Annotated in this window: 21 protein-coding genes; 10 read left to right on the top strand and 11 right to left on the bottom strand. The window is 61.5% G+C overall.

Annotated elements, in window-relative coordinates:
- Positions 1–3: 3 nt before the first annotated feature.
- Positions 4–1,743 (bottom strand): PilN family type IVB pilus formation outer membrane protein, encoded by a 1,740-nt coding sequence (gene pilN, locus GJA_RS07935; protein WP_038490757.1) that lies wholly within the window; start codon positions 1,741–1,743, stop codon positions 4–6.
- Positions 1,740–2,342 carry a toxin co-regulated pilus biosynthesis Q family protein gene (locus GJA_RS26580; RefSeq protein WP_242404481.1) on the bottom strand — a complete coding sequence of 201 codons (603 nt, stop codon included), beginning with the start codon at positions 2,340–2,342 and terminating at the stop codon, positions 1,740–1,742. Before GJA_RS26580 ends, pilN begins: the two co-directional genes overlap by 4 nt.
- A gap of 268 nt (positions 2,343–2,610) precedes the next feature.
- Between GJA_RS26580 and GJA_RS07925 the strand changes: the two genes are divergently transcribed.
- From GJA_RS07925 to sctC, 3 genes are read left to right on the top strand one after another with little or no spacing between them, the layout of a single operon-like run.
- Complete coding sequence (locus GJA_RS07925) at positions 2,611–2,847, top strand: hypothetical protein (protein WP_038499062.1); 237 nt, start codon at positions 2,611–2,613, stop codon at positions 2,845–2,847.
- 2 nt (positions 2,848–2,849) lie between these two features.
- Entirely contained in the window at positions 2,850–3,275 is a 426-nt protein-coding gene (locus GJA_RS27765) for a hypothetical protein (protein ID WP_051780438.1), read from the top strand.
- Positions 3,272–5,089, top strand: a complete 1,818-nt coding sequence (gene sctC, locus GJA_RS07915) for a type III secretion system outer membrane ring subunit SctC (RefSeq protein WP_051780437.1) — start codon at positions 3,272–3,274, stop codon at positions 5,087–5,089. The genes GJA_RS27765 and sctC overlap by 4 nt, the downstream gene beginning before the upstream one ends.
- 67 nt (positions 5,090–5,156) lie before the next feature.
- Here sctC and GJA_RS07910 read toward each other — a convergent pair whose 3' ends face one another.
- Positions 5,157–5,702 (bottom strand): response regulator transcription factor, encoded by a 546-nt coding sequence (locus tag GJA_RS07910; RefSeq protein WP_242404480.1) that lies wholly within the window; start codon positions 5,700–5,702, stop codon positions 5,157–5,159.
- 267 nt (positions 5,703–5,969) lie between these two features.
- Here GJA_RS07910 and GJA_RS27180 point away from each other — a divergent pair, with 267 nt between their 5' ends.
- Entirely contained in the window at positions 5,970–6,191 is a 222-nt protein-coding gene (locus GJA_RS27180) for a hypothetical protein (protein WP_144241457.1), read from the top strand.
- A 290-nt stretch (positions 6,192–6,481) separates the two neighbouring features.
- Here GJA_RS27180 and GJA_RS07905 read toward each other — a convergent pair whose 3' ends face one another.
- Genes GJA_RS07905 through GJA_RS07885 form a run of 5 tightly spaced genes read right to left on the bottom strand, consistent with a single transcriptional unit; the run spans position 6,482 to position 9,841 of the window.
- Positions 6,482–7,279 carry a hypothetical protein gene (locus tag GJA_RS07905; RefSeq protein WP_144241456.1) on the bottom strand — a complete coding sequence of 266 codons (798 nt, stop codon included), beginning with the start codon at positions 7,277–7,279 and terminating at the stop codon, positions 6,482–6,484.
- Complete coding sequence (locus GJA_RS07900; protein ID WP_051780436.1) at positions 7,272–7,868, bottom strand: FliH/SctL family protein; 597 nt, start codon at positions 7,866–7,868, stop codon at positions 7,272–7,274. Before GJA_RS07900 ends, GJA_RS07905 begins: the two co-directional genes overlap by 8 nt.
- A 14-nt stretch (positions 7,869–7,882) precedes the next feature.
- Positions 7,883–8,518, bottom strand: coding sequence for a hypothetical protein (locus GJA_RS26055; RefSeq protein ID WP_144241455.1), 636 nt, complete (start codon positions 8,516–8,518; stop codon positions 7,883–7,885).
- Positions 8,515–9,399, bottom strand: a complete 885-nt coding sequence (gene sctJ, locus GJA_RS07890) for a type III secretion system inner membrane ring lipoprotein SctJ (protein ID WP_051781375.1) — start codon at positions 9,397–9,399, stop codon at positions 8,515–8,517. The genes GJA_RS26055 and sctJ overlap by 4 nt, the downstream gene beginning before the upstream one ends.
- 13 nt (positions 9,400–9,412) lie before the next feature.
- Complete coding sequence (locus GJA_RS07885) at positions 9,413–9,841, bottom strand: EscI/YscI/HrpB family type III secretion system inner rod protein (protein ID WP_242404479.1); 429 nt, start codon at positions 9,839–9,841, stop codon at positions 9,413–9,415.
- A gap of 314 nt (positions 9,842–10,155) precedes the next feature.
- Between GJA_RS07885 and GJA_RS07880 the strand changes: the two genes are divergently transcribed.
- From GJA_RS07880 to GJA_RS07870, 3 genes are all read left to right on the top strand, one after another.
- Positions 10,156–10,743, top strand: a complete 588-nt coding sequence (locus GJA_RS07880) for an RNA polymerase sigma factor (protein WP_144241454.1) — start codon at positions 10,156–10,158, stop codon at positions 10,741–10,743.
- 51 nt (positions 10,744–10,794) lie between these two features.
- Positions 10,795–10,980 carry a hypothetical protein gene (locus tag GJA_RS27175; RefSeq protein ID WP_144241453.1) on the top strand — a complete coding sequence of 62 codons (186 nt, stop codon included), beginning with the start codon at positions 10,795–10,797 and terminating at the stop codon, positions 10,978–10,980.
- A 335-nt stretch (positions 10,981–11,315) separates the two neighbouring features.
- The gene (locus GJA_RS07870) at positions 11,316–12,410 is read left to right on the top strand and encodes a type IV pilus twitching motility protein PilT (protein WP_038490747.1); all 1,095 of its coding nucleotides are present in this window, start codon (positions 11,316–11,318) and stop codon (positions 12,408–12,410) included.
- Positions 12,411–12,495: 85 nt separating this feature from the next.
- Here the strand turns inward: GJA_RS07870 and GJA_RS07865 are convergent, their stop codons facing one another.
- Both GJA_RS07865 and GJA_RS07860 read right to left on the bottom strand, forming a co-directional pair.
- Entirely contained in the window at positions 12,496–16,740 is a 4,245-nt protein-coding gene (locus tag GJA_RS07865; RefSeq protein ID WP_144241452.1) for a cell envelope integrity TolA family protein, read from the bottom strand.
- A gap of 248 nt (positions 16,741–16,988) precedes the next feature.
- Complete coding sequence (locus GJA_RS07860; protein ID WP_038490742.1) at positions 16,989–21,098, bottom strand: coiled-coil domain-containing protein; 4,110 nt, start codon at positions 21,096–21,098, stop codon at positions 16,989–16,991.
- A 379-nt stretch (positions 21,099–21,477) separates the two neighbouring features.
- Here GJA_RS07860 and GJA_RS07855 point away from each other — a divergent pair, with 379 nt between their 5' ends.
- Positions 21,478–22,131 carry a hypothetical protein gene (locus GJA_RS07855; protein ID WP_144241451.1) on the top strand — a complete coding sequence of 218 codons (654 nt, stop codon included), beginning with the start codon at positions 21,478–21,480 and terminating at the stop codon, positions 22,129–22,131.
- Between the two features lie 146 nt (positions 22,132–22,277).
- On the opposite strand, the gene GJA_RS07850 is transcribed toward GJA_RS07855, so the two are convergent.
- Positions 22,278–22,562, bottom strand: a complete 285-nt coding sequence (locus GJA_RS07850; protein ID WP_038490737.1) for a hypothetical protein — start codon at positions 22,560–22,562, stop codon at positions 22,278–22,280.
- Between the two features lie 20 nt (positions 22,563–22,582).
- Between GJA_RS07850 and GJA_RS27170 the strand changes: the two genes are divergently transcribed.
- Entirely contained in the window at positions 22,583–23,443 is an 861-nt protein-coding gene (locus tag GJA_RS27170; RefSeq protein ID WP_144241450.1) for a hypothetical protein, read from the top strand.
- Between the two features lie 65 nt (positions 23,444–23,508).
- Positions 23,509–23,721, top strand: a complete 213-nt coding sequence (locus tag GJA_RS07840) for a hypothetical protein (protein WP_038490732.1) — start codon at positions 23,509–23,511, stop codon at positions 23,719–23,721.
- The last annotated feature ends 119 nt before the right edge of the window (positions 23,722–23,840 follow it).

Below are 23,840 nucleotides of genomic sequence, written 5' to 3'. Positions count from 1 at the left end.
CGCTTACAGGGACGATACGGTAGTCGGCGTGACCAGGATCACGATCACATCCTTGTTTTTTGCCGCTTTCTTGCCGCCGCCCAGCACGAAATTGTCGGGCCGGCCGATGCCGTTCTGGTTGAAGGTATCTTCGTTTTGCTCGAAACCGCTGATGATCAGCGTCTGGTTCGACTTCATCGAGACGCGCTGCAGGAAATTGCGGGTATCGACTTCCGGCACTTCCACGCCGTTTTCCTTGCTGCCCACCGGACGCAGCTTGTTCAGCGCCGAGATATCGGTGGAAAATTGCAGCATCACGTTACCGTTCTCCAGGATATGCGGCAGGATGCTCATATTAAAGCCGGTGGTCACGGTGCCCGGCGTCACCGTGGTGGCGCTGCCGACCTGCGGCGTCAGGGTGGTCTGCGACGACTGCACATAGCTGGTCTGGCGCGCCACTTGCACCGGCACCGGCTGGTTGTTCAGCGTGACCACGGTGGCGCTGGTCTGGCGGCGCACCTGGCCCTGCTGCGCCAATGCCTTGATCAGCAGCGAACTGCCGGAGAACTTGCCGCTCGCGGAACTCAGCAGGCCGGCGGAAAAGCCGGTCGTGGTGGTCGAATCGAGCGCATTCTTGATGCCGTAATTATTCGACAAATTGTTGTACACCAGGTTCCAGTTGATGCCGTATTCGTCGGAGTCGTTCAGGCTCACCGCCAGCACCGTCACATTGATGGCGATCTGGCGCGACATGACGCTGTTCTCGTTGGCGATATAGGCCGCCACCCGCTGCTGCACTTCGGGCACGTCGATCACCGTGATCGAACCGGTGGCCGGCGACGACACCACCTTGCCATACGGCGACAACAGCGCCTCGACGGTCTTTTCGACATTGCCGTACACCGACAGCGACGACGCGACGGCGGTATTCTGGCGGTTGTTGGAATTGACGCCATCCGAACCGCCGCCCGTGCCGCCCGCCGCCGCGCCGCCGGCGCCAGCGGTGGACACGCCGCCGCTGGAACTGGCGCCGCTGCTGACCGAGGCCGAAAACTTGGCTTCGCCGGGGAAGGTATTGATCTGGTAAGTATGCGAATCCATGAAGTAAAAACTCACGCCGCCATCGGCATATTTCCATGACACGCCAAAGCGCAGCGCGGCCTGGTCGAGCAAGCTTTTAAAGTCGCCTTCGGTATGCACCAGGCGCACGCCGAGCGGCGCCCTGGCGCCGCCGCGCAGCGGGTTGGCCGCGCCCGGCGCCGGCGGCACGCCATTGCCCTGCGCGCCGCCCGGCACGCCGGGCGGCAAGGCGGCATACGGCGCATTCTGGCCAGGCGCCACCGAGACTGGCGCGCCGTTTGCCTGGCCGCCATCGGATTGCAGCCGGGCCGCCGCCAGCGCCGCGTCGGAACGCACCGTCACGGACAGGCCGGACTGGCGCGACAGGCGTTCGGCCAATTCTTGCAGCGAATAGACGGTACGGTCGAAAATCGCGGTTTCGCGGAACACCGGCGGCAGCGACGGGCCGTCGCGCCGGACTATCTTCTTGCTGAGCCAGATGCCGCTGTCATGCTCGACCGCCGACGGCTCTTGCGGCTGCGGCGACGGGATATTCTGCCCGACTTGCTTGACATATTGCGATGCGCTGACATCTCCTTCGCCGATGCTTTTTTCAGCGCGCTTGCTCAAGTCGCTGCAGCCGCCCAGCGCCGCGAGCATCAGGAACAGTGCGGCGCCTGGCCATGTCCGGTTGATACGATTCATTGTTCTGTCCCTTTTTCGACGACACGCAAGACGTGGTTACCCTGGTAGAAAATGACTTTCATTGGCACTTCGGCCGATTCCATGCTCTTGGCGACCGTCTCGACCGCCTTCTCGAAACTGCCTGGTATGGTGGTGTCGCTGTCGACCGCATAATCGACCGGCACTTCCCACAGCAATTGCCAGTTGGCGGCCGCCGCCCAGCGCTTGAACGTCGCATTCAGGGTCTTGTCGCTGGCCAGGATGCGCCATTCGGGCGACACCACCGGCGTCGCCACCGAGGCAGTCACGACGGCAGGCAGGGTGGCGGATGCGGCGGGCGTGGCGCCCGGCGCGGCAGGTTGCGCCATGGCCGCGGCGAACGGCGCGGCACGGACCGGCGCCGGTTCATCTTCGATGCAATCCTCTTCCTGCGCATCGGCGCCGGCGGAAGACGCGGCAGGCATCGCACGGCCGTACAGGGCGCCGCCCGGTACGCCCAGCACCGGCAAGGTCCAGCCCACTGGCGGCAAGGGATCGGCGGCTTGCGAGCGGATCGCGGCGCCGGCCAGTAACAGCAGTATCGCCAGTTGGCGCGATCGCCAAAAAGATGTGACTTGCATCAGTTGTTTTCCTTTTTTATGCGCAAAACGACTAGACGTGCCCGATTGTTTTCGGCACCGGCGGCGCCGGAGATACGCCTGGCCTTACTCGACGATTCGATTGTACGAGACGTTGAAAAAGCAGTGTCTCAACAAATCTCATCCAGATCGTCGTGCGCGGCGCGACTCACTTAGAATGCTTTCATCGCAAGGCCCGCGGGCCGCCGGCGCCATGAAAATGACGCCGACGGTGCGCGCTTTTCCCTCCACCCTGAAAGAGAACCTGACTATGAACGACACAAATCTGGCGGCGCTGCGGGACCTCAGCCGTTTGAACCGGCAAGATGACAAGAATGCGGATCAGATGGAAGACTTCATGCGGCGCCAGGCCGACGGCGAGCAGCCGGACCCGGCCGAATTCTCGCGGCTGATGGAAAAAAGCTGGGCGATCCGCAACGTCATGCTGGCGCAAAGCCTGCTGCATGAAAAGCCGATGAAGACCGTGCTGACCGAATCGGGCCGCTGATCTTGGGCGCCGACGACAACACCGTCGCGGCATGGCTGGCGCGACTGGCGCCGGGCGTGCCGGCCGAGATCGATGGCGAGACAGTCACGCTGACGCCGCGTCCCGGCGGCGCGGAACTGAGCGCGGTGCTGTATGCGCCATCCAACGGCGAACGGCTGAACGCGGCGCTGCGGCTGGGCTTTTCCAGCGCACAGTATTTCGACGCCGGCCTGCGCCTGTCGGAAGACGGCAACAGCTTGCTGCTGAGTCAGTGGCTGCCTGGCGTGACGCACTGGAGCCAGGCCGCGCAGCCGCTGGAAACCTTGTTGAACCAGGTCGCCTACTGGCGCCTCAACCTGGCAGCGCCGCCGGCGGCACGCAACGCCCAATCGCCACGGCAACGCCAGGAACTGCGCATGCGCATGGCTCTTGCAAAAGGAATACCATGAACCACAGTCATTTTTCGTCATGGCGCCGCGCGCTCCTGCTGGCGGCCTCGCTGGCGGTACCGCTGATGACGGCGCTGCCGGCGGCGGCCAGCACGCCCGCCAACTGGAAAGACACCGCCTATTCGGTCGACGCCAACGGCATGGGGCTGGAAAAAGTGCTGGCTGAATTCGCCACCGCCTATGGCGTGCGGGTCGAGAGCAGCCTGACCGAAGCGTCGCGCGTCAAGGGCCGCATCAAGGCCGACAGCGGCAGCGACTTCCTCGATCGCCTGGGAGCGACGCAGCATTTCCGCTGGTTTGTCTACAATGCCACGCTGTACATCGTGCCGGACGGCGACTACACCACCGCCCGGCTGAACATCGGCGAAGCCGCGGTGCCCGACGCCAAGCCGGCGCTGGTCGGCCTGGGCCTGTTCGACAGCCGTTTCGGCTGGGGTGAACTGCCGGAAGACGGCGCGGTGATCGTCAGCGGCCCGCGGCCGTATGTCGAACTGGCGCGCAAGTTGCTGACGCCGACGGCCAAGGAAAAAGGCGTCGCGCCGCAAGACAAGCAGATCATGGTGTTCCGCCTCAAGTACGCCAACGCAACCGACCGCACCATCGACCGGCGCGGCCAGAAGGAAACCATCCCCGGTCTGAAAACCATCTTGAGCGGCATGATCAATAACGACACGCAGGCCAGGACCGAAGCGCCGGCCGAGCGCGTCGCCAAATCGCCGTACCAGAAACTCGGCATGCTGCCGGCCGAAAATCCCGATCCCGGCCTGGCGCCGGCGGCCCAGCCGCGCAACAAGGGCGGCGAACAGAAACAGCGCATCCGCATCGACGCCGATCCCACCCTGAATGCGCTGATCGTATACGACTTGCCGGAGAAGCGCGATATGTACCGGGCCTTGCTGGACGAGCTCGATGTCGAACCGCGCCAGATTGAAATCGAAGCGCTGATCATCGATATCGACCGCGACAAGCTGGCCGAGCTGGGCGTCGAGTGGAGCGTCACCAGCGGCAATACCACCACCACCGTCAACGGCACCGGCGCCAATTCGAACGGCACCGATACGCCGCTGCCGGGATCGACGCTGCTGATCAATAACCTCGGCCGCTTTTACGCCCGCCTGCATGCACTCGAAGGCAGCGGCGAAGCCCATGTGCTGGCCAAGCCGACCATCATGACGCTCGACAATGTGCCGGCGGTGCTCGACCTGAGCCAGACCGCCTACGTGCCGCTGGTCGGCGAACGGGTCGCCGACCTGGCCAATATTTCAGTCGGCACCCTGCTGCGCGTGGTGCCGCGCCTGGTGCACGACGGCAGCGCGCAGCGGGTACACCTGGAAGTCGACGTCGAAGACGGCAGTCTCGGCGACAGCAGCAACAATGCCAATACCAAGGTGACGCGCTCGAATATCAGTACCCAGGCGATCATCAACTTGCAGCAAACGCTGATGATAGGCGGCTACCATGCCGAAAAACTGAACCGGCAAAACCAGAAAGTGCCGCTGCTGGGCGATTTGCCGCTAATCGGCGGCATGTTCCGCTCATCGTCGGACTCGCAGAGCAGCCGTGAACGGCTGTTCCTGATCACGCCCCGCCTGACCGGCGACGGCATCGCGGCGACGCCGCAATCGAGCGTGCAGGTGCAGGCGAATACGCTGCTGGCAGCAGCGGCTGCCCAGGTTCCGGCCGGCCTGGCGCCAGCGCTGGCGGCGCCGGGCGCGATCGCCGCCAAACCGCCGCGGGCGCGCTGCAAGGGACGCCGCAGCGTCGGCAATGCGCAATTGAACAGCTATCTGGATATGGTGCGCAGCAACCGCTGACGCGGTGCCCCCCCCCTGCCTCCTCGGTGGCAGGGGGGGGATTGACGCGGGGCAACGGCGCAACGGATCAGGTATGGATTTCGAGCCGGTAGCCCTGGCTGTAGGCGGTGCGGATGGTGACCTTGCGCTCCGGCCCCAGTTCCAGTTTCTTGCGCAGCTTGTAGACATGCTGTTCGATGGTACGGCCGGCAATCTCGCTGTCGGCGCTCCAGATGGTCGAGCCGATCGTGCTGCGCGAGATATAAATGCCGGGCGACGAAAAAAACAGCCACGCCATGGTGAATTCGCGCGGCGTCAATTCGATCACCTCGTTATCGTAGGAAATCCTGCTCGCCTCGCGGTCCAGCACAAACCCCTCCAGCGCAATCGTGCGGCTCAGGCCGACCGGATTGCTGCGCCGGATCGCGGCGCGAATGCGCGCCAGCGCTTCCACCGGCTCGAAATGCATATGCAGGAAATCGTCCGCCCCCGAATCGAGCGCCAGCACGCTCAAGTCCGGACTGGCCGCGCCCGACAGGGCGATGATCGGCGTACGGTCGCCGCTGCGGCAATTGAGCCACGATGAAAACCACTCGGCGGCGGACAGGTCGGTCCCTATATCGATAATCAGCATGACTAAATTTCGACGTCCCGTCATCCGCAACAAGGTATTTTCAGATGGGAAGCGCTGGCATTCATAGGAGGCCATTTCCAGCATGTGCTTGATACGTTCGTAACCTGCGTCACTTCGAATGTAGCAGCCAATCTTTTGTGTCATTGGGCATAACCGCGTATGCAATTGACGCCAGCTGCCGTTTTCAGCAGATTTTTCCCGGTTCGGCACACGCAATATACAGCCCGATGCGCAAGAGGTACGCAGACACTAGATACGTTCAATTTCATGCAAGCCACCATAAATTACAAAAAAACAGATCATCCGCCAGCAGCGCGGCTCCCCGGGACAATACCCGGTTGGCATTACAACTTGGTTACAACTCAACTTGCAAAATACAATTTACAAAATACTTATAGTCGTGACAAAAAACGTATTGAAAAACATTTAATTGAGCAACAGTTTGCAAAGCAACATTTTACTCAACAACATTTTATAGCCAAAGATTAATAGAAACCAAGCCTTTTCTGCGCGCCGGCAAGCCCCGCCCTGGCAGCCGGCCGCGGCGTCGGGAGGGCCATCGGCGCGTCCGCATGGCGATCGCAAAAAAAGATATTATTTATGAAATATTATTTTAATATTATAAATAATATGTATAAGATCGATAATGTAACGCATGATGCGCACTCTGTACTGAATTTATACTGAAAATATATATCCGTAGAAATACTTAGAACGGTTGACAAAATCTTCTGGTGACTAGCGCAGGCGGCCCGAAAAGCCGCCATGCGCGGCGGGAATCAAATGGCTTCGGCGGCGATTTTATTCATGCGTTTGGACATGTCCGCCAACATATTCAACATGGTCATCAGGTTATCCATCGCCATGCCCATTTGCACACGGTAGATCTGCTGCAAATGCTGCTGCTCCTGATGGAACTGCTCCTGCTCGGCCGGTGTCAGGTTCGGCGGCATCGGCTTGGGTTCCGGATACGGCGGCATCTGGCAGTGCTGGAACATCTGGCCGATATGGCTGTCGAACTGATGGAAAAAGTCTTGCAGGTGTCCCATCAGCGAACGGCGCGGCGGCGCAGGGTGTCCTGGCATCTGGGGTTCTGGCGTATAAGGCGGTGGTGCATCCAGCGGCGCCGTGTGCGGCGCCGGCGCTGGCGTCGGCGTATAAGGCGGCGGCGCATCGAGCGGTGCCGTGTGCGGCCCCGACACCGGGGAGGCATGCGGCCCATGCTGTTGCGGAGTCATCGACGGCAATTGATGATAAGAATCTTGCTCGTCCCGCGCAAACGGACCATGCGGCGCTGGCGTATAGGTCGGAGGCAACTCTTCACCATCCCGCCGCAGGGCGGTGTTCGGCTGCCCGTTTTTCTCCGCATTGCCGGCTTCGCGCGCGCGAAACTCGCGAAACTCGTCCATCATGCGCTTGTTCACCAGGCCGGCGCCCCTGGCGCGCGGGCCGACGGGCGCCAGGCGCGCGCCATGCGGAGGCTGCGGCAACGGACGGCTGGCCTCCGGTACGGCCGGCGACGGGAGACTGCTGACGTCGTGCGTCGGCAACCGGTAAGAAGTGATGGGTTCAGGCATGGATGGACTCCTCAGTGGTTGAATGATGGGCCGGCTTGAGCGTGCCGCCGGCCGGTAATGTCGACAGCAGCGCGGCCAGGCCAGCCTCGAAATCGATGCGCCACTCCCCCTCCGCCGCTTCCAGGCGGCAGGCGCCGGGAGCCAGCGCCGCATCGCAGCGCACTTCCCAGTCGGTTTCCGGCATCAGCGCCAGTTGCCCGGGATGGATCCAGAAGACCGGCTGCGTCAAACTGCGCGGCACTTCCTGGCGCAGGCGCTGGTACAGCGCCGCCAGGCGCTCTGGCGGCGCCAGCGTGCCGACCAGCCGGCTGAACATCGCTTGCGCCAGTTCGATCACCATGTCTTGCGCCTGCTCCATGAACGCGTGGTGCGAGGCCGCCAGTTCGTCATTAAACCGGGCGGCGCGCGACAGCAGCCGCTGTTCGGTCTCGAGCACCAGCGCGGCGGCCTGCTCCTGCGCTTGCGCCATGATCTGGCCGGCGGCGTCGCGCGCGTCCGCGGTGCGGCGCAGGCCGTCCGGCCGCAGCACGCCGTGATCGGCGCGCAGCAAGGGATCGGGATGGATGGTGTCGCTACAAAATGCATGCATGGATGCTGACCTTTTCAAACGGAAGATGGGATTGCCGCGGCGGCGCGCGCGGCGCACATGAACCAGCAGCGCTGCACGCGGCCGGATTGCCGCGGCGTCAATTCATCGTGCGGCGCCATCAGTTCCAGCAACGCTTGCACGCGCCCGGCCAGCGGCGCCGGCAGCAGGCATTGCAGGCGCGGCCAGAGCCCCGGAAAGCCATGCCGCAGATGCTGCGCCAGTTCCGCCAGGCCGCGCACGTCGGCGCTGTCGCCAGCCTCGTAAACGGCGCGTCCGCAATGCGGCAAGGGCTGGGTCGCGGCCAGGCTGGCGCACCATTTGCGGTCGTCCGGCGGCAGCATGGCCAGCAGCGCCGCGTCATGCTCGCGCGCGGCGATCAGGCCGGCATACAGCCTGGCCGTGGCCTGCAATACTGCGCCGTCGGCGCCGCACAAGGGCTGCCAGGCCGGATCGAAACTGGCCGGCAAGTCGGCCGGACAGCCGGCCTGCTGGCACCACCAGCGATAGCGGTCGCGCAATGCCGGCAAGCCCGGCGCACCTTGTTCAGCTTGCTCAGCGTCACTCGCCGGCGCAGGCGGCCACGGCGCAAACCACCAGTCGATAAAGTCGGCGCCCAGCGGCGCTTCGACGCGGCTGTCGGCCACCATCACGATGCGCCGCCTTCGCCGGCTTCGGCATTGGCTTCATCAAATCGCGCCGGCTTGCCGAAATGGGCGCGCAGGCGCGGCATCAGCGTCGGGTGATATTTGAGCAAGACCCAGACCAGGCCGGCCAGCACCAGCAGCAGCAGGGCCGCGCAGCCGCCCAGGGTCCACATCAGCGTGCCGGACGATGCGGCCAGCACGCGGAACGGCCCGACCTGGGTCCACTCGACGAATACCGGCTGCAGCGGTTCGCTCGCTTCCAGGATCACCGACACCTTGTTGCGCCCCGCTTCGCCGGACAAGCCCGGGATGCTGGACGCCACCAGGTTGCGGATGCGCGGCAGCAAAGTGTCTTCATCGATAGGCGCATAATATTTCACGAACACCGCCGCCGACGACGGCTGCACCGGTTCGCCCGGCGCGACCCGTTCCGGCAGCACCACGTGCACGCGCGCGGCGATCACATGATCGAACTGCTGCACGGTGTCTTCCAGCTCTTCGGCCAGGCCGTGGATATAGCGCACGCGCTCTTCCAGCGGGGTCGAAATCATGCCTTCCTTCTTGAAGATCGCGCCCAGGTTGGACAAGTTGCGGCGCGGCAGGCCGGCCTGGCGCATCGACATCGTCGCGCGCGACAGATCGCCCGCGTCGACGGTCAGTGTCACGCCGTCCTTGCCGGTGACTTTCTGCGCATCGACGCCGGAACGGGTCAGCAAGGACAGGATTTCATTCGCATCGGCGTCATTGAGCCCGGTTTGCAAATTCACCTGGTTGCTGCAGGCGGTCAGCATGGCCATTGCGAACACGCAGCAATACAGCGCCAGGCGGCGCGGCCGCGCAAACGCGCGCAAGATCGACTTGCAGAGCGATATCAGTGGAGAGTACATGACTGCCTTCATGTTATTGCAGCTTGGTCAGTTGATCGAGCGATGAAATGGCTTTCGAAGTCACCTTGGAAATGAACTGGATGCGCGTCTGGTAATCGTTGAGCGCCATCATCGCCTTCATCATTTGTTCCGGGTTGCCTTGCCGGGTGGCCTGTTCCAGCGAGCGGGATACGATCGCATGGTTTTCCTGCACGTCGCTGGCCAGGTCGGAGACACGGGTCATCAGGCGGTCGCCCAGCGAGCCACCGTCCGTGCCAGGCGTGGCGGGAGCAACGCTGGACGCCGGCTGCGCCTGTTCCATCTGGCGCGCCAGCGTGGCACGGAATGCGGCGCCATCCGGCGCATCGAGCACCAGCACGGATTTGGCGCCGCCAGCGCTTGCCGAGGCATCGGCATGAGGGGTAGCGAGCGATGCCGCTGGAATACCGGTTGGGAGTGTCATGATGCGGTCCTTTATTGATGAGAGCCGTGGCGGCAGTCATCATAGGTAGCGGCAGCGGCCCGCGCGGTTCCATCGCGGACAAGGCATCGGCGCCCTGGAAACCATGCATATCATATACAGAATAGTTCCAGCTTTTTTCTCAACAATCCTGCCGCCATTGCTCAACTTTTCTCAATGTCTCACGAATAATCATCGTTTGAAATCAGGCGAAAAAATTACTGTTAAGGTTCGTTCATCGGCGCAACAACAGTTTAAAAACAACGCCTGTCGCGCTTGACCATACCGATAACTTCGACCACTCGCCTGAGGAAAACATGATGACCGCTACCATTGAAATTGCTGAAATCGATCTGGATCACAACAACGCGCCACTCGATGCCCCGGCATCGGCAAACGCTGCGGTCATTGACGTCAACGCCTTGTTCGTCGAGCACTACGATCACTTGCTGCTGTTCGTCAAACGCTATCTGCGCAACAGCGAAGATGCCGAGGATGTGGTGCAAAACACCTTCGCCGAAGCCGTCCGCTGCGGCCACCGTTTTTCCGGCCTGTCGAAACCGTCGACCTGGCTGTTCGGCATCGCGCTGAACCTGGCCCGCAATCAAGTCCGCCGCAATTGCGCCGACCGCTACGAAACAGTCGATGAAAACTTCATGGAACAACTGGTCGATCCGTGCTCGGACCCGGCCACGGTGATCGAGGCGCGCCAGTTGAACACCCGCATCAATGCGCTGCTGGGTAATATGCTGCCGAAAATCCGCAGCACCTTTGAAGCGGTCCTGCAGGGCGACATGACGTATGAAATGGCGGCCGAACATATGCAGGTGCCTATCGGCACGGTGCGTTCGCGGGTGTCGCGGGTACGCGCCACGGTGCGTTCGCAATTCGGCGAATTTGCCTGAAAATAATTTGCACCCATTTTATTCAGGCAGCCACCTCTTGAAAGGTCATCCATGAAACAGCTTTTACGATTAGTCCGCAAAATGACGATCCGCTGGCAACTGCGCGATCTCGACCGGCAAGCCCAGCACATCATCACGGCGCGCCGCGCCGCGCGCATCCAGTTGCACATGATACGCCTGGAACAGGAAGCCCGGCGGCGCGCGCAGATGGTTTGCCTGATCGAAGCGGAGTCCTAGGAAATGCATATCGGGCAAGCATGCGCGCGCGACTGAACCGCGCGATACTTGCGGTATGATGGCCGGCAGCGCCAGCAACGCGATGACTGCGCCGACCACACCAACTCCGACATATCGCCAGTGAAAAAATTGCCCTCCAGAAATTCAATCATTGAGCCGGGCGCCACTCGGGCAAAACGCGCCATATCGTAAACATCAATGTCAGGCCGCACACGAGATTTTTTGAGAATATGTCGCCGCAAACAGAGTAAAATTAGTCTTTGATTGTGACTACGACAACGTATCAATCCGTGTATCCGTACATTAATAATGAGTAGAAAAAAGAAGCCACCAACATGAGCCAGGATTTTTTTCCCGAAAGAAACGTTCTCTGGGAGCTGATGTCCCTGATCAATACGGGACGTGTGTTTTCCGACGTGCATATCGAACAGGATATGCCGATTATGATCAAGACCCCAAGGGGTTGGGTCGAGACCAGCCCGGAACCGGTCGAGTTGCGCGACATGGTGCCGGTGCTGGAATCGATCGACGAAGACTGGGAAGATAAAATCATTACCGCGGCGATCGACCGTTCCCGTGCGCTGACCAATTGCCGCCTGCGTTGCAACGCCTACCGCCTGGCAAGTGGCGAAAAAGTGGCGATCTCGATCCGCAAATTGCCGCTGCACCCGCTGCCGATCGAAAAAACCGGCTTGCCGCTGTACGTCAAGACCATGCTGGAAGCGACCAAGGGCATCATCCTGGTCACCGGGCCGACCGGCTCCGGCAAGACCACCACCATCGCGTCGATGCTGCAACATTTGAATACGCACCGCAACGGCCATATCGTCACCATCGAAGAACCGATTGAATACATTCTTGAGCGCAACTTGTCGATCATCTCGCAAAAGGAAGTGCCGACCGATACCGAAAGTTTTGCAAGTGGCTTGCGTGAAGGCTTGCGCCAAAAACCGGATGTGCTGATGCTCGGCGAAATCCGCGACTTCAACGCCGCCGACACCGTCCTGCACGCCGGCGAATCGGGCCACCTGATGATGGCCACCATGCACACCAATAGCGCGCTGGGCGCGATCAGCAAGTTCCTGAGCTTTTTCCCGTCGAACGAATATAGCCAGCGCTCCGCCGCGCTGGCCAATTCGCTGGTCGGCGTGATTTATCAAAACCTGCTGCCGAGCGAAGACGGCGAATCGTTCGTGCTTGCCAGCGAAATGATCTTTAATCAAAACCAGCAAGTGGCGCCGTTCATCAGCGACCCGGGCAAGCTGCACATGATTACGGACTTCATCAAGCGCAAGGAAGACAATCTGTCGCGCGGCTTGAACGAAGTGCTGGCCAAGATGGTCAGCAAGAACCAGGTCAGCTCGAAAGATGCGATGCGCGCCACCTACAACCGGCTCGAATTGCACGAAATGATGAACAGCCCGCGCTAAGGCGGCCAATTCCGCACCATGCAAGCCCCGTTGTGACGGGGCTTTTTTTACGCCTGCCGGACCAGCCGGCAGGTTGCCATGCATATCAGGCCGGATAGGCGTTCAGCGCCACCGAGCTTTCGGCGCTGCTGCGCGACATCAGGCGCACCAGGAAATCCCAGCCACGGTCGTCGCCGGCCTTGCCCTTGCTGCGGATCGCGCAATTCTTGAAAGCCCAGCTGCTGCGGAACTGCATCAGCTGGATGGCGGCTTGGCGATACTCCTGCACCGCGTCGAGGTCGCCGTTGTGCGCGGCGATCGCTTCCATCGCACGCAAGCCGTCGACCCAGCCGCTCATCCTCGGCTGCAATTCATACTTCAAGTTGAATTGCAGGTTGGGACGCGATGCGGCCGTCTTCAAGTCGGCCATGAACTGGCGCAACGTGGATTCGGCCAGCGCGCGGTTTTCGGGCGTGTCCCTGACTGCGCCAGGCTCGACTGGCAGCGCTTCCAGGAAGCGCAGGTAGAATTCCTCCATGTTCGCCTCGATCTCGGCCAGCAGCGTTTCCGCCCGGCCATAGACCCGGTCCGCGCTGGCGCCGGCCTTGTCGCCGATGCTGAAGGTGGTCACGCCATTGCGCTCCAGATTGTAGGCCAGCTCGCGGCTCAGGTCGGCCAGGCTGAACGGCGCCGGGATGCGGATGCTGCCATCCAGGCCGCCGTCGTCATGGGTCAGCGCCTGCTTGTACGAGGTGCCGGAACCGCCCAGCACCACCCCGGCGGCCATGCGCTGGCGGCGCTGGTCGAACTGGTCATGCAGCTCGCGATGGGCAAAGCTGGAGTGTTCGACGGTGCGTTCGGTGGAACCGTCGGCCTTGGCGTTGATATTCAGGCCCACCCCGGCCGACAGCCGGTCGATGCCGAGCGGTACGCGGATGGCGGCGGCGAGGTCGGCCGTGACCTGGCGGTTGCGGCCATCCTTGCTGCCCCAGCCCACTTCGACCGCCGGATGCAGCGCCAGGATCGCTTCCAGCGGCCCCTGGAAGACCTGCCCCGGTTCCGGATGTTTGCCGTCGGCATCCCAGTTGATCAGCGTATCGAGCAGCGCCAGGCTGTCATCGCGGGCCGCCTGTTCCTCGCGCACGCCGCTCTTGTCCTTGCCGCGCAAGCCGCGCAGCACGGCGTAGTCGGTATGGGTATTATTGGCCTCCCCCTTCAGCGAAAAAGCCGGCAAGGTCAATTTGTAGAAGCCCAGGTCCAGCCCGAAGCCTACCGTGCCCTTGATGTCGGCGCCCTTGGTGACGATGTCGGACATGATGAATTCGACGCCATAGGTCGGGCTCTTCAGCGCAAAGGCGGCTTCCTGTTTTTTTGAAAACAGCGTCATGTTGACGTTCGCGATCAGCGGTGCGACCGGCGCCCACGGCAGCATCGGGATGCCGACCCCGACTTCGCCGCCGCTGGTCATCGTCAATTGATTGCGCAAGCGTAGCTGCTCCAGCATCGGCGCATAAAAATCGTGGATCTCGGCCTTGCTGTTGAAACGCTTGCGCCCGGCCGCGGCGACCGCGTGGTCCATCTTGTCGAGCTGCGCCGCCAGTTGCAAATCGTCCCAGCCGAGCTGCGTTTTTTGCGCGGCCGACAGATGGCTGTCGAGATGGCCGACCAGCGTCCGCACGACCTCGCCCGGCAGCGCGCCTTCCTTGCCGAACAGCTGGTCGAACGGCGCCGGCAGCGGCTGCGCGGCGGGATTGGGTTTGATCAGCTTGCGTTGTCCGTCGGCTTGCGGCTGCCCGGGATCGCGCAAATGGCGCAACCGCGCGGCGCTTTCGCGGCGAATCTGTTCCACGTCGAGCGGACCCAGACGGGTCTTGTACAGCCGCTTGCTTTTATGAAAATCCGTCTTCAGGCGGGGCGTGGCCAGCTCGGCGCTGTCTTCCTGGCCGGCATGCTGGCCAAGCATGTAATCGCACACGACTTTCGCCATCACCTCGAATTCGGCATCGCCAGCGGTGGCCGGCCGCCCTTTCGACAGCGGCGCCTGTTGCAGGATGCCGGTCAATTTGCGGGTCAGCTCGCTGATCTTCTTGTCGGCGTCGCTTTTCACCGACGGCATGCCTTGCGCTTCCAGTTGCTTGATGCCCAGCCGCAGCACCTTGGGTGCGAATGGCGTGGTGCGGGTACTGGCCGGATTGAGCGGCGAACGGGGCAGCTGGCGCATCAGTTTTCCGCGCTCATCCTTCGGCAAGTCGACCCACTCGCCGCCAAATTTGAGCAAGGTCTGGTTGATGCGGTCGAAATCGGAACCCGGTGCGTTCGACAACAAACCTTTGCCGACGGCGCGGAAAGCGATTTTCTGTTCCAGCGGCAAAGCCTCGATATCGAACAGCGGCGCATCCTTGTCGCTGTTGCGCACCGCGTGGCAGGCCACCGACTTGGCCGATTCCAGCCATGCCTTGACGTCGTCAGACGATTCGCGCGCCTGGGCCTGGTCGGCAATCCAGTACAGGTGCAGCGCCTCCAGCTGCGGCCGGTTCATGGTGGTGCCGGTCTTGCCGGCCGCCACCTGGTCGAGCAGCTCGATGCCGCGCGGCACACTGGCCATATTGCGGAACAGCGTACGCAAATCGTCCGATGGCGGCGCATGCACCAGCGCCGGCACGCCCTCCTTGGGGGGCGGAACCAGCCACTGCTCGCTGGGCCGCGACAGCAATTCACGCAGCAGGTCGGCGCCGCGCTGCGCATCGCCGCCGGCAGCGGAAGCCACCGAGCGGCTGATGATCTCGACCACCGCCATGCGCGGCAAGCTGCGTTCGGCTTGCACATCATCTTCGGGCAATGCCTCGGCGACCTGGCGCAGCGCCGTCTGCAACTGGGCGTGCGCGTCGGCCGAGGCCAGTAATTTTTGCGGCGCGAAGCCCGGCGCGGTGCGCACCAGCGCATCGATGGCTTGCTGGTGCTGTTCGTGCTGCAGCGCGTACGTGTCGCCGGCGCGCTGTTGCCACGCCTCGGCCCGGGCCGGCAGCGCGGCGGCCGACTTGCTCAACTGCTCCTGTTCGCCGACCACCTTGCGCCGCTGCGCATACAATTGCGTCATTTGTTCGGTATACACCGGTGCAAATTGATCGAGCGCCTCTTGCGCCTGGCTGCGCTCGCGCTCGCAGGCGGCCAGTTGCTGCCGTGCCGCCGAAATGACCGGCTGCAACTGCGCGATCTGCTGCCCGGTCTCGGCGATCCGGCTGGCGCGCTCCTGGTCATGCCTGGCATCGGCCGGCTGTGGCGCCTGGTCCAGTACCAGTTGTTCTTGCATCCAGATCAACAAGGTTTCCATCGTGAACTGGCCACGTTCGGCGTCGGCCACGGCCAGGTCGGCCAGCGCCACCGCCTGCTGCAAACCGTCGCGCTGCTGATTCAGCAAGCCGCGCTGCTGGTCCAGGTCGAGGCCGGTCTTGCGCAGCTTTTCCTGGCAAATCTCGACCTGGACCTTGACGAAGTCGGTCTTGCGCCGCAATAAGTCGGTGGCCAGCGCATTGTCGTGGCTACCCAGCATGGTGGTTAATGTGACCGATGCATGCAATGTGTCTACCGCCTCTTGCAAGCGCAGTTGCGCGTCATTCAGTTTATCCACCGAGACGGAGGACGGTGTCTCGCCTTGACTGGACACCGCGTCGCGTGCCGCGATGTATTCGCGTTCAACTTGCGTCAACTGTGCCATGCCGGCCGCGATTTGATCCAGAAAATCGCGGCGCTGGGGACGGGTATCGCGCGGCACTGCGCCGGCCGCCTTATCGATCTCTTGCTTGAATACGGTCTTTTGTTTATTGAGTATGATCTTCTTTTTGAATACGATCTTTTGCGTGACTTTTTTCAACGAATAGTTCGTAACGACTACGTCCTCGGCGAGCAGCTCGCTCACCTTTTTCGGAATGAACATGCTGGCGGGCCAATACCCGCTCAACTTTTCCACCAGCGCCGAGCGTCCCGGCCGGGCATTAATTTCTGGCAATTCTTCCAGCGTGGTGTCCATGATGCGTTCGACCCGCTGCGCCAGCGCGCGCGCCGACGCATGCAGTGTCTGGCGATCATCGATGCGCGCCGGCAACCCTGTCTTATGCGGCAACTCGGCAATTCGCACGCGCCCCAGGCCGACCGCGCGCGAACTGAGCGCGAACTGGCGTTTGCCGAGGACACGCCCCACTTTCGATCTGTCTTTATCGGCCTGGCCCTCCAGCCGGCCCGATAGCGGCGCCGCATGCGGCGCCAAGGGTGCGGGTGCACTGTTGCGGGCATGGTCCGGCGTGACCGCGGACGATGTCGTGGAATGAAATAAATGGGGAAGACGTATAGGCATGGCAGGCTGACCGTAAGTGGTTATGGAAAATAAAATAATTACCAGGATGATCCTGGCTTGCGATGCGCCGCTTTACCGTCCACGGCGGACCGATGCTCACTTTTCGCTCCCACGCTTGCTCCCACGCTTGGCTATGCAAAAAGAAAAGATCATCGCTTCCGCCGTGACCGCTGCACATCTCAAGCTTCCATCAGTGGCGCCTGCCGCTGTTTGGTTCGCCTGCCCTTACCAAAAAATCAGCATCCGGCTCAGCCCGGATAAGCGGTCGGCGTCACCGACGATTCCGCGCTGCGCCGCGACATCAGCCGTATCAGCAAATCCCAGCCACGGTCGTCGCTGGATTTGCCGCTGCTGCGTATGGTGCAATTCTTGAAGGTCCAGCTGCTGCGAAATTGCAACAATTCTTCGGACGCTTCCCGATGCCGCCTGGCTGCGGCCTGGTCGCCGCCCTGCAGCGCGATCTTTTCCAGCGCATTGAGCGAATCGAGCCAGCCGGCCACCCGTGGCTGCAATTCATAGCGCAAGTTGAATTGCAGGCTGGGACTGGATTTCGCCGCCTTCACATCGGCCATGAACTGGCGCAGGCTGGTTTCGGCGCGCAAGCGGTTTTGCGGCGTATCCCTGGCCTCGCCCGGCTCGACCGGGACCGCTTCCAGGAAGCGTAAATAAAAGTCTTCCATATTGTTTTCGATTTCAGCCAGGATCGTGTCGGAGCGGGCATAAATCCGGTCCAGCGTGGCGCCCTGCTTGTCGCCGACGGCGTAGCGGTTGCGTTCCAGGTTATAGGCAAGTTGCACCGAAGAATCGAGCAGATTGACCACGCCCGGCACGCGGATCGAACCTTCCTTCTGGCCGGCATGCTCCAGCGGATGTTTGTACAGCGTGGTCGTGCCGCCCAGCGTCAAGCCGCCGGTGAGCCGCTGGCGACGCTGCGACACGCGCTCGACCGTGGTCTCGTGCGCACGCCAGCCGGAATGCTCGACAGTACGCTCGGTGTTGCCATCGGCCTTGGCGGTCACGGTCAGGCCGATGCCGCCAGCCAGGCGGTCGCTGCCGATGGGTGCGCGGGCGACGGTGGCCAGTTCGGCGCTGGCTTGCTTGTTGCTGCTATGTTTGCTGCCCCAGCCGACCATGATTTCCGGATGCAGCGCCAGCACCGCTTCCAGTGGCCCCTGGAAAGCCCGCCCTGACGGGGCTTGCTTGTCATCGGCATCCCAGTTGATCAGCGTGTCGAGCAGCGCCATGGCCTGGTCGCCGGTGGCCCGCTCGGCCGCCGCGTTGTGCGTGTATTTGCCGCGCAAGTTGCGCAAGACCGTGTAATCGGTGCGCGCATCGCTGCGTTCTGCCTTCAGCGAAAAAGCCGGCAAGGTGAGTTTGAACGGCCCCAGGTCGAGCCCGAAACCGACGGTGCCCTTGATGTCCGAACCTGTGGTGACGATGTCGGACATAATGAATTCCATGCCGTAAATCGGGTTTTTCAGTGCAAAAGCGGCTTCCTGCTTCTTCGAAAACAGGTTCACATTCACATTCGCGGTCAGCGGCGCGATCGGCGCCCATGGCAGCAGCGGAATGCCGCCGCCGATTTCGCCGCCGCCGGTCATCGTCAACTCATTGCGCAGCCGCAACTGCTCCAGCATCGGCGCATAAAAATCGCGGATCTCGGACTTGCTCTGGAAACGCTTGCGCCCGGCCGCCTTGACGGCGTGTTCCATTTTCTCCAGTTCAGGCAGCAGCGCGGCCTGTTCGCTAGCGGACAGGCTGCCGTCCAGATGATCGACCAGCGCGCGCAACGCGGCGGCCGATGTCACGCCCTCGTCGCCGGCGTCGCGGAATAATGCGGCGAACGGCGCCGGCGGCGGTTTCGCGGCGGGATTGGCCTTGATCAGCATGCGCGGATTAACCGCATGCGCCTGCTCCGGATGGCTGCGGCGGCGCAGCTGGGCGCTGGTTTCGCGCCGTATCTGCTCTTGGTCGAGCGGCGCCAGGTGACTCTTGTAAAGCCGTTTGGCGGAATGAAACGCCGTCTTCAGCCGGGGCGCGGCCAGCTCGGGCCGCTGCTCCTTGAGCGCATGCTGGCCGCTGATGTAGTCGCACAATACCTTTGCCATGACATCGAATTCGGTGGGCGCAGCCGACTGCAAGCGCGGCGCCAATATATCGGACAACTTGCCCGCCAATTCGCCAATTTTCTTGTCCGCATCGGTTTTGACCGATGGCATGCCATGCGCTTCCATTTGTTTGATACCCAGCCGCAACACCTTCGGATCGAACGGCGTGGTGCGGGTGCGGGCCGGATTGAACGGCGAGCGTGGCAGCCGGCGCAATGGCTTGCCTTCTTCTCGATGGGTCAAGTCCACCCATTCGCCGCCGAATTTGAGCAAGCTGTTATTGATGCGTTCGAAATCGGAACCGGGTCCATTCGACAACAAGCCTTTGCTGACGCCGCGGAAAGCGATTTTCTGCTCCAGCGGCAAGGCATCGATATCGAAAGCCGGCTCACCGGCGCCGCGCGTGCGCAGCGCCTCTTTGGCCGCCGACTGGGCCGAGTCCAGCCACGGGTTCTTGTCTGACGGCGACTTGCCGGCCCGGGCCTGGTCAGCGATCCAGTACACTTGCAACGCTTCAAGCTGGGCCGGTTTTGGCGGCGCACCGGTCTTTCCGGCCGCCACCTTGCCGAGTAACTCCATGCCGCGCGGCACCTCGGCCATATGCCGGTACAGTGCCCGCAAATCATCGGATGGCGCCCCGCCCGGCCATTGCCCGCTCGGCTTGGACAACAATTCCTGCAGCAAAGCGGCGCCGCGCCTTACATCGCCCTTGGCCACCACGCCGCAGGCCCGGCTGACGATCTCGACGATGGCAACGCGCGGCAGTAAACGATCGGTGTGCGGATTATCTTCCGGCAAGGCATCGGCAATCTGGCGCAGCGCCGCCTGCAACTGTGCGCCGGCAGGCGCCAGCAAGTCGTGCTGGGCAAAGCCGGGCGCCGCGTGCAGCAGCGCCTCGACCGCCTGGCCACGCTGTTCGAGTTCCAGCGCATAGGTATCGGCGCTGCGCTGTTTCCACGCATCGGCCCGGCTTGACAATGCATCGTCCGACTTGCTCAACTGCTGCTGTCCATCGACCACCTGGCGCCGCGACGCATACAGTTGCGTCATTTTCTCGTGATATACCGGGGCAAATTGTTCGAACGCCTGCTGTGCCAGCTCCAGCGTTTCCTCGTGCGCGGCCAATTGCACGGCAACGTCCGGCAGCGCCAGTTGCAACTGGTCGATCTGGCGCGTGGCCACGGCGATCCGCTGCTCCAGCGCCGCATCGGGCGGCTCGATGGCGCCGGCATCGGACTGCGGCCGCTGCGCCAGGTCCAGCGTCAGCTGCTCTTGCAGGGAACCCAGCAGGGTTTCCATCTCCGCCTTGCCGCGCCTGGCGTCGTCGGCTCTCAAGGTCAGCATCGCGAGCGTCTCCTGCAAACCGTCGCGCTGCTGAATCAGCAGGCCGCGCTGCTGGTCCAGGTCGAGTCCGGCCTGACGCAGTTTATGCTGGCAAATCTGCACCTGGACCTTGACGAAGTCGGTCTTGCGCCGCAATAAATCGGTGGCCAGCGCATTATCGTGGCCACCCAGCATGGTGGTCAGCGTGACGGACGCATGCAATCGATCTACCGCATCTTGCAGCTTGCGCTCGGCCTGCTCCAGTGCCTCGCGTTCGGTTTGCGACGCTTGCCCCCCCCCGGCCGAGACGGTGTCGCGCGCCGCAACGTATTCCGACTCGGCTTGTTTCAACTGTTTCATGCCGGTCGCGACCTGGGCCAGCAAGCTCTTGCGCTCGTTAAGGGTATTTTGCGGGGTCGCGGCATCGCTGCTGTCGGCTTGGCCGGATGCGTCGCCCAGTTGCGCATACGCGGCGTCGTCATGGACCAGGTCCCTCAGTTTTTTCGGCACGAACAGCGTCGCCGGCCAATACGTGCTCAACTTTTCCATCAAGGCCGAGCGGCCCGGCCGCGCATTCAGCCCGGGCAATTCTTCCAGCGTGGTGTCCATGATGCGCTCGACCCGCTGCGCCAGCTCGCGCGCGTTGGCGTGCAGCGTTTGCTGCCCCTCCAATTGCGCCGGCAAACCTTTCTTGTCGGGCATTTCCGACGAGCGAGAACTGGTCAGGGCGAGCATCCGCGCACTCGAGGTGATCTGGCGCTTGGCCAACTGATGTCCCAGCCTGGAACCCGCGGCGCCCGGCTTGCCCGCCAGCCGGGTCGATAACGGCACCGCATGGGGCGGCACCGGCTGCGGCGCATTGCTGGCAGGGGTTTCTTCTTGCGGACGCGATGACGACGTCCCTGGAAAACGGAAATGAATAGGCATGATAGATGGGCAGCTGCATAGGCTGTGTGATTATAGGAAGGTTCACCAACGCTGGCCCGGCTCGCTGGCCAGCGTGTCTCCGGCGCGCGTTGCATCGACGCACCACTCGAGTGCTCAACGCACCACTCAAGTGCAAATGAGTGGCGCAATCTGCAACTTAGTTCACTTAGCAGACGGAAAAATATTGCCATTGCAGCATGGAAGGAACTGAAATGCTTGCCCCTCCCACTTACTTTCCATGAATACGCTCAGACGATCAGCGCTGAATATATTCCGGATAAATTTCTTGCCAAAAAAATGCAAGGTTTCTTAACGAATTCTATGACGACAACACGATAGCAACATTCACATCAACCGCATCCAACCGATACTCACCATCATGAAATCCAACGCAACACCTCCAGCCCATTACAACTATTCAACAACGGCGCAAAGCATGCCATATCAAGGCACCAGCCAGTCGAATCAACAGTCTTCAAGCTCCACACAACGGCGGCCACGGGCATCCTCGGATGCGATGAGACAGCAGCAATTGCTGTCTCAGCAAGGAAGTTCGGCCCAGGACGGACTCCACACCACAGCCAGGGCGGTGTACGAAAAGGAACGTCTGTTCCATGGCACAGACAAAAATTCGGCGGCAAGTATTCGTCAGAATGGCTTTCGCGCAGCCGATAAAACCGCGTTTACCGAAGTCGGCACGAAGCCAACCCACTACTTCACCGGCGACAAGAAGGTTGCCGCCTCGTTCGCCCAGATTAATGGCCGGGGAGCCGCGTTGGTACGCACCATGGGTGCCCATACCAACAAGCACACCACTTTTGAGAGGGATTCTTATATGAGCGATCGGACCGCTGTGCATACCAAGGATGACGTAGCGCCAAAGCATGTGCTCGGAAGCAAGCGTAGCGCGCCAGGAAAGGATGCCGAGGTTTTCCAACGGCGCCTGAAAGACCAAGGTGTCAAGGTCGACCTGAAAACCGCGGGCGAGTTGTTACGAGATGTGCAGTCCGACGACGAAGACGGCTTACGATAAGCATCATGACAAAACAACGTCAGCGATTTATCTCGGCATGCCTTCAGCAACCAGGCTGATGGTTTTTTCCCTGCGTGCCCGCGCCCCGGTTTGATCAAGATTTTTATCTCTGCCAATCCGCTGATCCAAACTTGCCGGCTCGGGCATCATGCCGGCAAGCGCACGCATCGTTCACGGAACAAATCGCTTGCCAGAAAAATTGCAAAATCCATGCCGCGCGCCACATCGCCCTTGGCCACCACGCCGCAGGCCCGGCTGACGATCTCGACGATGGCTGGAGGCCGCAAAAACGCCGTCTGCCCTCGATGGACCTCCAGACGCGCCTTGGCACTCTTCCAGGCAATAAGCCGCTCAGGGACGCGGCGCTTGAACCCGGCTACCGCGATCAGCGACAGCCGGGTGACATAGCAAAGCCGCTTGATCCACAACATCCATTCAAACACTGACCATTATGAAATCTAACGCAACTCCCCCTGCCCCTTACAATTATTCAAGCTCAGGCATATCGCATCACGGCGCCGGCGGCAGCCAGCAAAGCCAGCAACAGTACGCGGTTCCGAACAACGCGCAGCGGCGACCACGGGCGTCCTCGGATTCGATGCGGCAACACCAATTACAGACGAATTTCCCCCAAAGACAACCCAAGGCGCCAGTTCAGTACATTTCTAATCATGAAAAAAATCTGGCCAACGAGGTATACAAGGCAAATCGGCTTTATCAAGGCACGGACTTGCGCACTGCTACTAAACGGCGCACCGATGGCATGGATCCGCGCACCAAAAACACATCAAGCGTGGACAACGGCATTGCGCTCGGCTATGTGAGTTTTAGCTATAACGGGCCACCAACAGCTTATTCGCAGCAAGAATTGCAGGAGCAATTGGATCAGCAAGTCGAAGCGTTCAGGGATAACGCTCTTAAACATCACTATTTCACGCCACTGAAACACCAGGAAGGCGAAGAACTGGGCGCGACAGAATATGCCAACATGGCCGCTTACCAAACCCGCGATCCTAAATTGCTCAGGGTATTTTTACCGCAAGGAGGCCGGGTGCAACTGGAATCCGATCCGGACAGCATTTCCCGCAACCGCGAAGTCAAGGCGGTGCGCACCAGCTCCAAGGTTCCAGCAGGATCGGTTCTACGCTCCAAGCATGCCCGCGTCAAGGTGACCCAGGCCAGCGAAGATTTCAAGAACGAATACAACAAGGTACCGTTCCGCCCAATGTTCCGCCTTCCTGAACTCGACAGCACCCGTGCCGCACATATCCTCGCCGATGTGCAGAGCGATTCGGATGACGATAAATTCTAATATCGTTTTGCTGCCGAGAGATTAGCAACAAAAGGAGTGCCTCTCTCGGCAGGGAGCGTCCTCAGATGAACAGCCATCTGGCGACATTCTCTGCTGAGGCAGATTCCAAGTATCTCCTGATCAAGGCGAGTGAAGACTTCAAGACCCGATTTAACAACAATCCAGCCCGTACTGCGTTGCGGATCGATACGATCAGCTCGCAAGAAGCCGCACGCATGCTGCGCGAGGAGCAAACCGACTCCGACAGCGATTTTGCCGATGTGGCACCGTGGCGTTAACAAGCGATGCCGGCAGGGAGCGTTGTCAGATGACTCGCTGCCTGCGAAAACATCCTGAACTCCTGCAAAAGCACCTATGAAACCGAGCTCATTTCAAGCAAACTATCCCTATCCCATCT

The organism is Janthinobacterium agaricidamnosum NBRC 102515 = DSM 9628 (assembly GCF_000723165.1).
Classification (GTDB): Bacteria; Pseudomonadota; Gammaproteobacteria; order Burkholderiales; family Burkholderiaceae_D; genus Janthinobacterium; species Janthinobacterium agaricidamnosum.
Note: the sequence above shows the minus strand (reverse complement) of the source record. Positions and strands in the feature narration are given on the sequence as shown.

What these genes read in the sequence shown, in the direction of transcription:
- GJA_RS07905 (WP_144241456.1), bottom strand. Translation starts at nt 7,279, where the DNA reads ATGCCTGAACCCATCACTTCTTACCGGTTGCCGACGCACGACGTCAGC.
- GJA_RS07870 (WP_038490747.1), top strand. Translation starts at nt 11,316, where the DNA reads ATGAGCCAGGATTTTTTTCCCGAAAGAAACGTTCTCTGGGAGCTGATG.
- GJA_RS07855 (WP_144241451.1), top strand. Translation starts at nt 21,478, where the DNA reads ATGAAATCCAACGCAACACCTCCAGCCCATTACAACTATTCAACAACG.
- pilN (WP_038490757.1), bottom strand. Translation starts at nt 1,743, where the DNA reads ATGAATCGTATCAACCGGACATGGCCAGGCGCCGCACTGTTCCTGATG.
- GJA_RS27180 (WP_144241457.1), top strand. Translation starts at nt 5,970, where the DNA reads ATGCAAGCCACCATAAATTACAAAAAAACAGATCATCCGCCAGCAGCG.
- sctJ (WP_051781375.1), bottom strand. Translation starts at nt 9,399, where the DNA reads ATGTACTCTCCACTGATATCGCTCTGCAAGTCGATCTTGCGCGCGTTT.
- GJA_RS07925 (WP_038499062.1), top strand. Translation starts at nt 2,611, where the DNA reads ATGAACGACACAAATCTGGCGGCGCTGCGGGACCTCAGCCGTTTGAAC.
- GJA_RS07900 (WP_051780436.1), bottom strand. Translation starts at nt 7,868, where the DNA reads ATGCATGCATTTTGTAGCGACACCATCCATCCCGATCCCTTGCTGCGC.
- GJA_RS27170 (WP_144241450.1), top strand. Translation starts at nt 22,583, where the DNA reads ATGAAATCTAACGCAACTCCCCCTGCCCCTTACAATTATTCAAGCTCA.
- GJA_RS26580 (WP_242404481.1), bottom strand. Translation starts at nt 2,342, where the DNA reads ATGCAAGTCACATCTTTTTGGCGATCGCGCCAACTGGCGATACTGCTG.
- GJA_RS07860 (WP_038490742.1), bottom strand. Translation starts at nt 21,098, where the DNA reads ATGCCTATTCATTTCCGTTTTCCAGGGACGTCGTCATCGCGTCCGCAA.
- GJA_RS07850 (WP_038490737.1), bottom strand. Translation starts at nt 22,562, where the DNA reads ATGTTGTGGATCAAGCGGCTTTGCTATGTCACCCGGCTGTCGCTGATC.
- GJA_RS07865 (WP_144241452.1), bottom strand. Translation starts at nt 16,740, where the DNA reads ATGCCTATACGTCTTCCCCATTTATTTCATTCCACGACATCGTCCGCG.
- GJA_RS07840 (WP_038490732.1), top strand. Translation starts at nt 23,509, where the DNA reads ATGAACAGCCATCTGGCGACATTCTCTGCTGAGGCAGATTCCAAGTAT.
- GJA_RS07910 (WP_242404480.1), bottom strand. Translation starts at nt 5,702, where the DNA reads ATGCTGATTATCGATATAGGGACCGACCTGTCCGCCGCCGAGTGGTTT.
- sctC (WP_051780437.1), top strand. Translation starts at nt 3,272, where the DNA reads ATGAACCACAGTCATTTTTCGTCATGGCGCCGCGCGCTCCTGCTGGCG.
- GJA_RS07885 (WP_242404479.1), bottom strand. Translation starts at nt 9,841, where the DNA reads ATGACACTCCCAACCGGTATTCCAGCGGCATCGCTCGCTACCCCTCAT.
- GJA_RS07880 (WP_144241454.1), top strand. Translation starts at nt 10,156, where the DNA reads ATGATGACCGCTACCATTGAAATTGCTGAAATCGATCTGGATCACAAC.
- GJA_RS27175 (WP_144241453.1), top strand. Translation starts at nt 10,795, where the DNA reads ATGAAACAGCTTTTACGATTAGTCCGCAAAATGACGATCCGCTGGCAA.